This is a genomic window from Pyxidicoccus fallax, from assembly GCF_012933655.1.
Lineage (GTDB): Bacteria > Myxococcota > Myxococcia > Myxococcales > Myxococcaceae > Myxococcus > Myxococcus fallax.
Genome location: NZ_JABBJJ010000038.1, coordinates 15,475 through 28,928, shown reverse-complemented (window position 1 = coordinate 28,928; position 13,454 = coordinate 15,475). Strand labels below are relative to the sequence as shown.

At 70.2% G+C, this 13,454-nt stretch carries 7 protein-coding genes; 6 read left to right on the top strand and 1 reads right to left on the bottom strand.

The window, feature by feature from the left end:
- Window positions 1-66 precede the first annotated feature (66 nt).
- The 4 genes from HG543_RS11040 (at window position 67) to HG543_RS11025 (ending at window position 6,398) form a co-directional block, all read left to right on the top strand.
- Window positions 67-1,002: a vWA domain-containing protein gene (locus HG543_RS11040; protein WP_169344678.1), complete on the top strand. Its 936-nt coding sequence runs from the start codon at window positions 67-69 to the stop codon at window positions 1,000-1,002.
- On the top strand, window positions 1,002-1,982 hold the full coding sequence (locus HG543_RS11035) for a vWA domain-containing protein (protein WP_169344677.1): 981 nt from the start codon (window positions 1,002-1,004) through the stop codon (window positions 1,980-1,982). The genes HG543_RS11040 and HG543_RS11035 overlap by 1 nt, the downstream gene beginning before the upstream one ends.
- A 19-nt stretch (window positions 1,983-2,001) precedes the next feature.
- Entirely contained in the window at window positions 2,002-4,887 is a 2,886-nt protein-coding gene (locus HG543_RS11030; RefSeq protein ID WP_281404387.1) for a heavy metal translocating P-type ATPase, read from the top strand.
- Between the two features lie 524 nt (window positions 4,888-5,411).
- Window positions 5,412-6,398, top strand: a complete 987-nt coding sequence (locus tag HG543_RS11025; RefSeq protein WP_246356914.1) for an SNIPE associated domain-containing protein — start codon at window positions 5,412-5,414, stop codon at window positions 6,396-6,398.
- A gap of 20 nt (window positions 6,399-6,418) precedes the next feature.
- Here HG543_RS11025 and HG543_RS11020 read toward each other — a convergent pair whose 3' ends face one another.
- Window positions 6,419-8,086, bottom strand: coding sequence for a hypothetical protein (locus HG543_RS11020; RefSeq protein ID WP_169344676.1), 1,668 nt, complete (start codon window positions 8,084-8,086; stop codon window positions 6,419-6,421).
- Window positions 8,087-8,261: 175 nt separating this feature from the next.
- On the opposite strand from HG543_RS11020, the gene HG543_RS11015 reads away from it, so the two are divergent.
- Together HG543_RS11015 and HG543_RS11010 are read left to right on the top strand one after the other, a co-directional pair.
- On the top strand, window positions 8,262-9,674 hold the full coding sequence (locus tag HG543_RS11015) for an L-serine ammonia-lyase (RefSeq protein WP_169344675.1): 1,413 nt from the start codon (window positions 8,262-8,264) through the stop codon (window positions 9,672-9,674).
- 185 nt (window positions 9,675-9,859) lie between these two features.
- On the top strand, window positions 9,860-13,255 hold the full coding sequence (locus HG543_RS11010; protein WP_169344674.1) for a DUF4082 domain-containing protein: 3,396 nt from the start codon (window positions 9,860-9,862) through the stop codon (window positions 13,253-13,255).
- Window positions 13,256-13,454 lie beyond the last annotated feature (199 nt).

Here is a 13,454-nt window from a genome sequence, read left to right as displayed (position 1 = left end):
CCGTTGCGGCTCCTGCCAGCGGGGCGATAGCGTCGCCCTCCAATACGCAGGGGGAACAACGACACCATGGGACACGAGAAGCCGGTAGAGCCGTTTTCGGACCTCCACGTCGAGGAGGGGAAGGTGCGCGCGGTGCTGCTGCACGACCCCACCGTCGAGGGCCTGGACGTCGCCATCTACATGGATGCGTCGGGCAGCATGCAGGATGAGTACAAGTATGAGCGCCCCTCGCGCAGCTTCCTGGAGTGGATTCGCGGCGCGCCCCTGAAGGACCCCGCCAACCAGGTGGAGCCCCAGGTGCAGTGGATGCTCGAGTACCTGGCCACCAAGGACCGCAACGGTCAGCTCCGCGTGGCCTACTGGGCCTGCGGCATCTCCGGCCGCGACGTGGAGGTGGTGGGCGAGCTGAAGGGCGTGGACGTGAAGCAGTACAAGTTCCCCGGCGCCAAGAAGCTCGGCAACCACACGTTCCTGGCCCCCGCGCTGAAGGACTACGTGCGCTACCTCAAGGAGCAGGTGCCGCAGGGCGCCCGCCGCGGCTGCGCGGTCATCGTCACCGACGGCCAGCTCCACGACGCCGAGGAGGTGGAGAAGTTCTCCGCCCAGGTGGCGAAGGAGATCGCCGCCGGGAAGCTGCCGCGCCTCAACTTCGTCCTCGTGGGCGTCGGTGACGGCATCGACGAGGAGCAGCTCGAGCGCATCGCCCACGCCGAGTACCCGGGTGTGGGTCACCTGTGGTGCCACCGCATCGCCAAGGAAATCACCCAGGTGGCGGAGCTGGTGGCCGTGCTGGTGGACGAGAACATGACGGTCGCCGCCGGCGGCACCATCTACGACGACAAGGGCAAGGTCCTGAAGACCTACGAGGGCCGCCTCCCGGCGGTGCTGGAGTTCGACGTGCCCGAGGGCGCCGAGAGCTTCACCCTGGAGGTGAACGGCCAGCGCTACACCCAGCCGCTGCCGGACGAGGACCACCACGACGAGGACGAGGACCACCACTGATGGCCGGCCACGAAGTCATCGTGCGTCCGTTCTCGGACGTGCACCGGATGGGGAACAAGGTCGTCGCCACGCTGCTGCATGACCCGACGGTGGAGGGGCTGGACGTGGCCCTCTACATGGACGGCTCGGCGAGCATGGAGGACGAGTACGGGCCTCGCGGCGTGCTGGCGAAGCTGGCACCCGTGAAGAACCAGGTCGAACCGGAGATGCGGTGGATGCTGGAGTACCTCGCCTCCAAGGACCGGGACGGCGTGGTGCGCGTGGCCTACTGGGCCACGGGCGACGGCAGCCAGCTGGAGCAGGTGGGGGACCTCACCGCCGTGCAGGCGAAGGACTTCCGCTTCCCGGGGCCGCGCTTCTACGGCAAGGCCACGGTGATGCTGCCGGTGCTGCGCGACTTCGTGGCCCACATGAAGCAGCAGGTGCAGCACGGCGCGCGCCGGGGCCTCGCGGTCATCATCACCGACTCGCAGCTGTCCGACGGCAACGACGTGCGCGCCTACGCCACCCAGGTGGCGAAGGAAATCGCGGCCGGCCGCCTGCCCCGGATGAACTTCGTGCTCGTCGGCGTGGGCGACCAGGTGGATGAGGAGCAGATGGAGGAGATCTCCCACGAGAAGTACCCGGGCGTGGGCCACCTGTGGTGCCACCGCATCACCCACCGCATGGAAGAGATGGCGGAGCTGGTGGCGGTGCTGGTGGACGAGACGATGACCGTCGCGGCGGGCGGCACCATCTACGACGAGCAGGGCAAGGTCCTGAAGTCGTACGAGGGCCGGCTGCCGGCGGTGCTCGAGTTCGACGTCCCTCCCACGTGCAAGGCCTTCACCCTGGAGGTGGCGGGACAGAAGTTCACCCAGCCCATCCCCGAGGAGCACGAGGACGAGGACCACCACGAGGAGGAGGAAGAGCACGAGCCCGAGCCGGTGCGTGCCCCCGCCCCCGCGCCCTCCCGCAAGCACGGCGGCCACCGCCACTAGCCTCAGGAATCACGACGCCATGTCCGAGCCGAAGAAGAGCGGTGAGCAGTCAGCCCATGTCCATGGGCCGGGCTGCAAGCATGACCACGCGCATGACCACGACCATGGTCATGGCCACGGGCATGGCGAGCCCCACGTCCACGGGCCGGGCTGCAAGCACGACCACGGCCCCACCCTGGCCGCGGTGAAGCCCGCTGGGAAGTTGTCCTTCAAGGAGCTGAAGATCATCGGTCCCGCGAAGGCGGAGAAGCACGTCCACGGACCGGGCTGCAAGCACGACCACGGTCATGACCATGGCCACGACCATGCGCATGACCACGGGCACGGCGAGAAGCACGTGCACGGCCCGGGCTGTAGCCATGGCCATGACCACGACCACGGTCATGGCCACGCCCACGCGCACGAGCATGGTCCCGGGTGTGACCACGACCACGACCACGGGCACCACCATCACCCGAAGCCCAAGCGCATCCGTCCTCCCGGGCACCGGCCCGCGGAGGGCGGGGGCGTGGCGCTCCAGCTCGACCTGGAGGGCGCGCTGCCCGGCGAGACGGACGACGTCGGCCGCTTCCAGAAGCTGGAGGCCGCGCTGGAGGCGCACCGAGGCGTCACCGAGGTGCACCTCCGCCGCGACGCGGGCCACGCGGAGGTCTGCATCCACTACAAGCCGGAGGTGGTGAGCGCGTCGCAGCTCCTCACCGCCGCGCAGCGCACCGGCGCCGAGGTCGCCGAGCGCTACAAGAATCAGACGTGGTTCGTACGCGGCATGGAGTCCGGCGACGCGGCGACCACCATCGAGACCGGCCTCGGAAAGCTGAAGGGCGTCCTCTCCGCGAGCGTGGCGTACGCCAGCGAGCGCCTCGTCGTGGAGTACGACAGCGAGGAAATCACGCTGAAGGACGTGGAGGCCAAGGCGAAGGCGCTCGGGTACGCGCTGGAGGTGCCCATGCAGGGGCACGCCTGCTCGCACCACGCGCACGGTGGAGGCCTCGGGCCCAAGCTGGAGATGCCGCTGGTGGTCGTCTCCGGCGTGCTGCTCGTCGCCGGCTGGCTGCTGGAGCGCTTCACGCAACTGCCCGCGCTGGTGCCCACCCTGGTCTGGGCCCTGTCCATGGCCACCGGCGGCTTCTTCGCCATCCGCGGCTCGGTGAAGTCGCTCTTCCAGCTGCGCATCGACATCGAGACGATGATGGTGGTGGCGGCCCTGGGCGCGGCGGTGCTGGGCGCCTGGTTCGAGGGCGCCTTCCTCCTCTTCCTCTTCGGCGCGGGCCACGCGCTGGAGCACCGGGCCATGGACCGCGCGCGGCGCTCCATCGAGTCGCTCGGCGCGCTCCGTCCCGAGGTGGCACGCGTGCGCCGCGGCGGTGACGTCGTCGAAGTCCCGGTGGGCGAGGTGCAGCGCGGCGAGCGCATCGTCGTGCGCCCCGGCGACCGCGTCGCGCTGGACGGCATCATCCGCGAGGGCAGGAGCTCGCTGGAGCAGGCGGCGATTACGGGCGAGTCCATTCCCGTCCCCAAGAAGCCGGGCGACGAGGTGTTCTCCGGCACCATCAACTGCGAGGGCATGCTGGAGGTGGAGGTCACCCGCCTGTCCTCCGAGTCGGTGCTCGCGCGCGTGGTGGACATGGTGGCGGAGGCCGAGGCCCAGAAGGGCCCCAACCAGCGCTTCGCGCAGCGGCTGGAGCGCACCGTGGCCCCGCTGGTGATGATTGGCGCGCTGGTCTTCCCCGTGGTGCTCATCCTCCTGGGCACGCCGGTGAAGGAGGCCATCCTCCGCGCGGTGGCGCTGCTGGTGGCGGCCTCGCCGTGCGCGCTGGCCATCTCCACACCGTCGGCGGTGCTCTCCGCGGTGGCGGCGGCGGCGCGCGGCGGCGTGCTGGTGAAGGGCGGCATCTACCTGGAGCTGCTGGCGAAGGTGAACGCCATCGCCTTCGACAAGACGGGCACCCTGACGGTGGGCCGTCCCAAGCTGCTCACCACCGCTCCGGCGGAGGGAGTGTCGCGCGAGGAGCTGCTCGGCACGGCCGCGTCCGTGGAGGCCCTCTCCGCGCACCCGCTGGCCAAGGCGGTGGTGGAGGCGGCGGCCGAGGGCGGCATCCACGCTCCGGCGGGCAGTGATTTGGAGGCCATCCACGGCAAGGGCATCCGCGCGAAGGTGGGTGACGCGCAGGTGGACGTGGGCAACCTCGCCCTCTTCGAGGGGCAGCCGGTACCGGCGGACATCTCCGCGCAGGTGGACCGGCTGGAGGAGGCGGGCCAGACGACGATGGTGGTGCGCAAGGCGGGGCGCTACCTCGGGGTGCTCGGCATGGCGGACACGCTGCGGCCGGGCGCGCGGCACGTCGTGCACACGCTCAAGGACTCCGGCATCGAGCGCACGGTGATGCTCTCCGGCGACAACGCGCGGGTGGCGAAGTCCATCGCCGCGCAGGTGGGGCTGGACGAGGCGCGCGCGCCGCTGATGCCCGCCGACAAGGTGACGGCGGTCCGCGAGATGGGCCGCAAGGGCTCGGTGGCCATGGTGGGCGACGGCGTCAACGACGCGCCCGCGCTCGCCGCGGCGGCGGTGGGCGTGGCCATGGGCGGCGCGGGCTCGGACGCGGCGTTGGAGACGGCGGACGTGGTGCTGATGAGCGACGACCTGTCCCGGCTCCCCTTCGCGCTGGGGCTGGCGCGTCAGGCCACGGCGGTGATGCAGCAGAACCTGGTCATCTCGCTGGGCATCAGCGGCATCCTCATCATCGCCGCCGTCTTCGGCCTCACGCAGATCAGCCACGCCGTGGTGCTCCACGAGGGCAGCACGCTCCTCGTCGTCGCCAACGGCCTGCGCCTGCTCGCCATCCGGCCCCAGGCCATGAAGGCCGCGCCGGAGCCGACCGTGAGCGTGAAGCCCGTCGCAGGCTGACCACCTTCGTCTGGAAGAGCCAGCCCCGCGCTGTCAACACCCCTGGGCTCATCCTCCAGGGGTATGGCCGTCCCTCTCGCCTCGATTCACCGTGGCTTCCCTCTCGCCGGTGAAGGGCTCGGGCCGAGCCCGCCGCCGGTGAGCAGGCTCTTCCCGGGGGAAGTCGATGCGGCCTGACACCGTGGTGCTGGCACTCTTGAGTCTCTTGCTGTCGGGGCTTCTGGCCGCCACCTTCTCGCGGCTCCAGGCGTTGAAGAAGCGTTTCCGGCCGGTGCTCGACGTCGAGGCGGAGCGCCAGCGCGTCCTGGGCGAATTGGAGCGCGCGAAAGAGGAGTCCGCGCGGACGCTCGTCCTGGAGCAGAAACGGGTCGCGGAGGAACTGTCCCGCCGCAGGGAAGAGGCCGACACGGCCATCCGTGAAATGGAGGCCCGGCGCCAGCAGGCACGCTCCGAGCGGACCGAGCTCGAAGCGCGGGGAGAAGTACGAGCTCCGCCTGGAGTCCATCCGGAATCAGCAGAAGGCCATGCTGAAGGACCGGAAGGCCGCCTTCTGCCGCATCGAGTGGGAGGTCAACGGCAGCAAGTCGGAAGGCCGCAAGCAGACGGAGCGCACCTTGAAGTTGATGCTCCGCGCCTTCAACGGCGAGGCGGACGCCTGCGTTGCCAAGGTGACCTACAAGAACATCAAGGCCATGGAGGCGCGCATCCAGAAGGCGGCGGAGGCCATCAGCGGCCTCACCGAAATCCAGCAGTGCTTCATCTCCGACGAGTACGTGGACCTGAAGCTGGAAGAACTGCGCCTGGCTCACGAGTACGAGGAGAAGCTGCACGAGGAGAAGGAGGAGCAGAAGCGCATCCGTGAGCAGATGCGCGAGGAAGAGACGGCCCAGCGTGAGCTGGAGCGGGCGAAGCTCGAGGCCGAGCGCGAGGCTCGGCGCGATGAAGAGGCCCTCCGCAAGGCCCGCGCCGAGTACGAGAAGAGCAAGGGCACGGAGCAGGAGAAGCTCCTCGAGCGCATCGCGGAGCTGGAGCGCCGGGTGGCCGAGGACCAGGAGCGCGCCCGGGCCATCTCCCAGGCCCAACTGACGCGCACGGGCCACGTCTACGTCATCTCCAACATCGGCTCCTTCGGAGAGGACGTCTTCAAGATTGGCATGACGCGACGACTCGTCCCCCAGGACCGCATCGATGAGCTGGGGGATGCGTCGGTGCCTTTCGAATTCGACGTCCACGCCATCATCCGGACCTCGGACGCACCGGCGCTGGAGACGGCCCTGCACCGCACCTTCGCCACCCGCCGCGTCAATCGCATCAACGAGCGGAAGGAGTTCTTCCGCGTGTCGCTCGATGAGATTGCCCGAGCCGTGAACGAGCATCACGGCGAGTTCGAGCTGACCAAGGTGGCCGAGGCCCCTGAGTACCGCAAGACGCTCGCCCTCCTCGAGGAGGAACGCGGGGCCGCTCCCGAAGCAAGGCCCGACGCGGACGCTCCGAAGCGGGCCGTGGCCTGAGCCCCGGCTCCCCCGGTCCGTCAGCGCTGCAAGGCCTCCAGGATGGCCTGTGTCGTGCCTTGCTCGGCACAGAGCGCCTGGAACTCCGCGCGGTCCGGCACGCGGGACACATACAGCTCCGCGCTCACGGGGCAGACAGTGAGGTACTGCGAAGCGCCGAAGTCGATGTCGTGGGCGCCGATGTCCCCGCGCGCCCCATGCAGGGTGACCTGGGGCTGTCGCTCGAACATCGCCTGCACGATGGCGGGCTGGAACCCCAGCACGGCGAGCACCTTCATCTTCTGGCGCTCGGCGTCGAAGAACAGGGGCACCACGCAGCGAGGGTCCCGGGACATGTCCGCGTCCTTCGTCCACTGGCGGAGCCAGCGCCGCGTCAGCCCCGCCGCGGGCAGCAGGCCCGCGCCGGGCTCGCCGAACCCCAGCTCCTGCCGGACGATGGCATGCGCCCCGCGGAAGAGCTGCTCCATCCACACCAGCTCGTCGAGCAGCGGCTCCTCCGAGACGCCTCCGGGCAGCACGCGCCGGGCGTCGGCCAGTGCCTCCTCGCCCAGGTGCTCTCCCAGCACCTCGCGTACGAAGCGGTACGCGTCCGCGCGCCGCCGGTAGAACTCGGCGAGCGGCTCGATGGACAGACGGGGCTCGATGATGATGGGCGGCGGGCCTCCGGCCCCCGCGGCGGGGGTCTCCAGTTGCTTGATGTGCGTCTCCCGCGTCAGCGCGAAGCCCGCGCGGAACTGCGCCTCCAGCTCGGCACGGTAGTGGCGCCCGAAGCGCACCCGCGCCGCCTCCGGCATCTTCTCGGGCACCACGAAGGGCACCAGCGCGTGGAATTGATGGTCATACCAACCGGACTCGGGCGTCGGCGTGCTGTCGAGCCGGCCCAGGCGAAGCCACTTGATGAGCTCGTCGACGAGCTGGAAGCCCTCGGGTGGCGCCTTCACCGCGAACAGCTTCTTCACGAGCCGCCCCTCGTGCGAGTCCGAGGGCGGGAGGAAGCAGCGGTAGAGGCCCTCCTCGTCCAGGGCCGGCTTCGCCAGCGGATTGGTCAGCCGCGCCGGCAGCCGCAGATGCTTCCGCCAGGCCGTCATCAGGCGCTCATCCGACTGGAGCGCGCCGAGCAGCGCCTCGGCCACATCGCGCGACAGCTCGCCCTGGAGCATGCGGTCCTGCTTGAACACCCCTTGGAGGCGGGGGCTCCAGGAATAGAAGCCCAGGGGCTTGGACGCGCCTTCCTGGGACTCGAAGTCCTTCACGGCCTGCATCGTCAGGAGGCGGAGCTTCCGCTCGGACTCCTCCACCGCTTCCGTCATCGACAGCGCGGACTGGATGAGGACCAGCGCGGACTTCAACGGGTCCGTGGCCTCGGGCCGCCAGTGCGGCCGCAGCACCTGGTGCAGCCCCCGGAGGAGCTCCCGCTTGCCCGGCAGCCGGGGCGTGCCCTCCTGCGCCAGCAACTCGACGGCGGCGTACAGCCCGTCATCGAAGGCCTTCGCCTTGAGCACGAAGGCCATGGCCGGCGTCCACGTCCAGTGCGCCTGCAGGCCGGGCAGCGTCGGGCCCAGGTGCGGCAGCGGGCGCACCCGCCAGGACCTCCTCGGGTCCTCCGCCTCGAGCGCGAGCACCTGCGAGGAGAGGTCGACCTCGACGCCGACCCCGTGTGACTCCGAGGCGAAGTAGTAGCGGGACATTCGGCCAACCTACTCCGGGGTCCCCCTTCACCTGACACACCCCGGCTGACGCGACGCGTCCACGTCACGCGTGACTCGTTGGGATTCCAATTGAGTGACGACCGTCCGGACGGCGACAGGGAGTTCGCTCGGCGGCGCTGGGAGGGAATACGAAACGTGGCATGTTCCGCCCCCCATGGCCGTCAGCGTCTTCGACCTCTTCAAGATTGGTATCGGACCTTCCAGCTCGCACACCGTCGGGCCCATGCGTGCCGCGCGCACGTTCGTCCTCCGGCTGGAGGAGGCCGGCAAGCTGGAGCGGCTCTGCAAGCTGAAGGTGGAGCTGTTCGGCTCGCTGGGCGCCACCGGCAAGGGCCACGGCAGCGACAAGGCGGTGCTGCTCGGCCTGCGCGGCGAGACGCCCGAGGGCGTGGACGTGGAGTCCATTCCCGCGGTGGTGGCGCGCTGGCGCACCGAGGGCCGCGTCTCCATCATGGGCCGCCGCGAGGTGACCTTCCGCGACGGCGAGCACCTGGTGATGCACCGCCGCCGCACGCTGCCCTACCACCCCAACGGCATGCGCTTTTCCGCCTTCGACGCGGACGGCAAGGAGCTGGACTGCCGCGTCTACTACTCGGTGGGCGGCGGCTTCGTGGTGGACGAGTCGGCGGCGCAGGGGCAGGACCCGCTGCGCCAGGAGTCCACCCCCCTGCCCTTCCCATTCCACTCGGCGGCCGAGCTCCTGGAGCACTGTGAGCGCCAGCGCACGTCCATCAGCTCCATCATGCTGGCCAACGAGAAGGCCTGGCGGAGCGAGGAGGAGGTGCGCGCCGGGCTGCTGCGCATCTGGGAGGTCATGCAGGCGTGCGTGCGCCGGGGCTGCAACAGCGGCGGCATCCTCCCGGGCGGCCTCAAGGTGGAGCGGCGCGCGGCCGCCATGTACCAGCGGCTGCTCAGCCGCCCGGAGGCCGGGCTCACCAACCCGCTCACGGTGCTGGACTGGGTGAACCTCTACGCGCTCGCCGTCAACGAGGAGAACGCTGCGGGCGGTCGCGTCGTCACCGCGCCCACCAACGGCGCGGCGGGCATCATCCCCGCGGTGCTGCACTACTACTGGCGCTTCGTACCGGGCGCGAACGAGGACGGCGTGGTGCGCTTCCTCCTCACGGCCGGCGCCATCGGCGTGCTCTACAAGGAGAACGCATCCATCAGCGGCGCCGAGGTGGGCTGCCAGGGCGAGGTGGGCAGCGCGTGCTCCATGGCGGCCGGCGCGCTCACCGAGGTCATGGGCGGCACGCCGCTCCAGGTGGAGAACGCGGCGGAAATCGCCATGGAGCACAACCTGGGCCTCACGTGCGACCCCATCGGCGGGCTCGTGCAGGTGCCCTGTATCGAGCGCAACGCCATGGCCTCCGTGAAGGCCATCAACGCCACGCGCATGGCGCTGTCCGGAGACGGGCGCCACTTCGTCAGCCTCGACAAGGTCATCAAGACCATGCGCGACACCGGCCGCGACATGAAGGACAAGTACAAGGAGACGGCTCGCGGCGGCCTCGCCGTCAACGTGCTGGAGGTCGCCAACCTGAGCGTCGGCCTGCCGGAGTGCTGACGTCCGTCAAGCCCCCCCTTCTCCGCAACGGGGTGGCAAAAGTTGCATGAGGTGGCACTGACGGGCGCCGTCCGGGCCTGTCACCCCTCTGTGTCATTGTGGACGGAGCAAACACCCGGATAGATGGGGATTCGCGGCCAGTCCGGCCGCGAAGCAGCACGACTCCCCCCATCAGGAACGTCCCGATGACCCCACATCCCTCACGGCCCCCCCGGGCCGTCCAGCACCTGCTCCGGTGCGTTGCCACCGCGCTCGCGTTGGCGCTCGTCGCCCTCTCTCCCGGAAGCGCGCGCGCGCAGACGAGCTTCTCCCTCTTCTCTCCCCTCAGCACGCCCGCCGTGCCCTCGGTGACGAACGACTCCGCCCCGGTGGAAGTGGGCGTGAAGTTCACGTCCGACGTGGCGGGCGACATCACCGGCATCCGCTTCTACAAGGGCGCGGGCAACACCGGCACCCACGTGGGCCACCTGTGGAGCGCCACGGGGCAGCTGCTCGCCTCCGCCACCTTCGTCAACGAGACGGCCACCGGCTGGCAGCAGGTGAACTTCGCCACGCCGGTGTCCATCACCGCCAACACGACGTACGTGGCCTCGTACCACGCGCCCAACGGCGCCTATGGCTTCACGGACTCGGGCCTCATCGTGGGCGTGGACAGCCCGCCCCTGCACGCGCTGCCGGGCGGCACCACCGCCGGCGGCAACGGCGTCTTCCAGTACGGCGCCTCCGGCACCTTCCCCACCGGCAGCTTCCGCAACTCCAACTACTGGGTGGACGTCGTCTTCCGGCCCGCGCCGCCGGTGAGCATCTGGCCGGCCACCGCCACGCCGGCCATCGCCTCCGTGACGAATGACTCCCGCCCCGTCGAAGTGGGCGTGAAGTTCCGGACCTCCATCACGGGCAACGTGGTGGGCGTGCGCTTCTACAAGGGCGCGGGCAACACCGGCACCCACGTGGGCCACCTGTGGAGCGCCAACGGGCAGCTCCTCGCCTCCGCCACCTTCGTCAACGAGACGGCCACCGGCTGGCAGCAGGTGACGTTCTCCACCCCGGTGGCCATCGCCGCCAACGCGACGTACGTGGCCTCGTACCACGCGCCCAACGGCGCCTATGCCTTCGACGACGCGGGCCTCGTCAACGGCGTGAGCAACCCGCCCGTGACGGCGCTGCCCGGCCCCGCCAACGGGGGCAATGGTGTCTACTCGTACGGCCCTTCCGGCACCTTCCCCACCGGCAGCTTCGGGGACTCCAACTACTGGGTGGACGTCCTCTTCCAGGCGACGGGCGCGCTGCCGCCGGCGCCGCCCCCGCCGGGCAACACCTTCACCCTCTTCCCCGTGAGCGCGACGCCGGGCCTCGCCACGGCCAATGACACGGCCGCCACCGAGGTGGGCGTGAAGTTCCGCTCGGACATGGACGGACAGGTGAAGGGCGTGCGCTTCTACAAGGGCGCGGGCAACACCGGCACCCACGTGGGCAACCTGTGGAGCGCCTCCGGGCAGCTACTGGCCAGCGCCACCTTCGTGAACGAGACGGCCACCGGCTGGCAGCAGGTGCTGTTCGCCTCGCCGGTGTCCATCACCGCCGGCACCACGTATGTCGCTTCCTACTTCGCGCCGGTGGGTGGCTACTCCGCCGACCTGGGCGGCCTCACCAACGGCGTGAGCAGCCCGCCCCTGCATGCGCTGCCGGGCAGCACCACCTCCGGTGGCAACGGCGTCTATGCCTACGGCCCGGTGTCCAGCTTCCCCACGAGCAGCTACCAGAACGCCAACTACTGGGTGGACGTCATCTTCGAGTCCAACGGCCCCCCGCCGCGTCCGGGCGTCACCGGCTCCGGCCCGGTGCTGCTGGCCACCGACCCGGCCAACCACTTCACCGACTACCTGAAGGAGATTCTCAAGGCCGAGGGCATCGCCTCGTTCGCCACCACGGACGCCGGCAACATCGGCGCCTCGGTGTCGCTCAATGACTACCGGGTGCTCGTCCTCGGCGAGACGACGCTGAGCGCCGCCCAGGTGACGCTCGTCACCAACTGGGTGAACGCGGGCGGCAGCCTCATCGCCATGCGCCCCGCCGCCAACCTCAACGCGCTGCTGGGCCTCAACCCGTCCACGGGCACCCTGTCCGAGGGCTACCTCCTGCTGGACACCACCCAGGCGCCGGGCGCGGGCCTCACCGCGGAGACGATGCAGTACCACGGCGCCGCGGACCTGCACACGCTGGCGGCCGGCACCCGCGCCGTCGCCACGCTCTACTCGAACGCCACCACGGCCACGTCCTACGCGGCCGTCACCCTGCGCGCGGTGGGCAGCGGCACGGCCATCTCCTTCGCGTACGACCTGGCGAAGTCCGTCATTCTCACGCGCCAGGGCAACCCGGCGTGGCAGGGACAGAACCGCGACGGCTCCAACATTGGCCCCGGGGCGCGCGCCAACGACATGTTCTACGGCAACGCGTCCTTCGACCCGCGGCCGGACTGGGTGAACATGAGCAAGGTGCAGATTCCCCAGGCGGACGAGCAGCAGCGCCTGCTGGCGAACATGCTCCACCAGACGAGCACCGTCCCGCTGCCGCGCCTCTGGTACTTCCCCAGCGCGAAGAAGGCCGTGGTGGTGATGACGGGCGACGGGCACCCGGGCGGCGCCACCGTGCAGCGCTGGCAGGCGTACCAGAACGCCAGCCCCGCGGGCTGCAACGTGGCCAACTGGGAGTGCGTGCGCGGCACCGTCTATGACTTCGTCGGTGGGCTGACGACGACGCAGGCCACGGCGTACGAGGCCCAGGGCTTCGAGTACGCCCTCCACGTCAACACCGGCTGCGCGGACTACACGGCCGCCACGCTGGACCCGAACTTCTTCACGCCGCAGCTGGCGAGCTTCGCCGCGTCGTACCCGGGCGTTCCCGCGCCCTCGACGAACCGCACGCACTGCATCGTCTTCAGCGACTGGGCCACGCAGCCGAAGGTGTCCCTGCGCCACGGCATCCGGATGGACACGAACTACTACTACTGGCCGGACTACTGGGTGCAGGACCGCCCGGGCCTGTTCACCGGCTCCGGACTGGCCATGCGCTTCGCGGACGTGGACGGCACGCCCATCGACGTCTACCAGCTCGCCACGCAGATGACGGACGAGTCCGGCCAGACGTACCCGCTGCACATCGACACGCTGCTGGCCAACGCGCTCGGCCCCAAGGGGTACTACGGCGCCTTCAACGCCAACATGCACGTGGACGCGGACCCGTCGGCCGGCGCCTCGGGCTCGGCGGCCATCGTCGCCTCGGCCCGGCGCGAGGGCGTGTCCGTCATCACCGCCCGGCAGCTGCTCGAGTGGCTGGACGCGCGCGAGGCCACCCAGGTGTCCTCAGTGGCCTTCAGCGGCACGGCGCTCACCTTCACCGTGGCCACCCCGGCGCGCAACCTGTCACTCATGGTCCCCACGCGCACGGCGACGGGCCGCACGCTCGTCTCGGTGAGCCGCAACGGCACGCCGGTGACGACGGTGCCGCAGACCATCAAGGGCGTGGGCTTCGCGTTCATCAACGGCGCGCAGGCCGGCACCTACACGGCCACGTACAACTGAGTCGCGGGTCACCCTGCCCTTCGGGGTGACGACGAGCGGCCCGGCGCGACAGTCCTCGCGCCGGGCCGTTCTGTTTTGACCCGCAACGTGGGTGCCGAGGAGAGAGGACCCGACGTGAAGGGTGGCCCGTGGGCCGGGGTGCGCCTTGCGTCGGGTTGCCCGGCGGCTTTATGACGCCCGCCCGGCCCTCTTCACACAG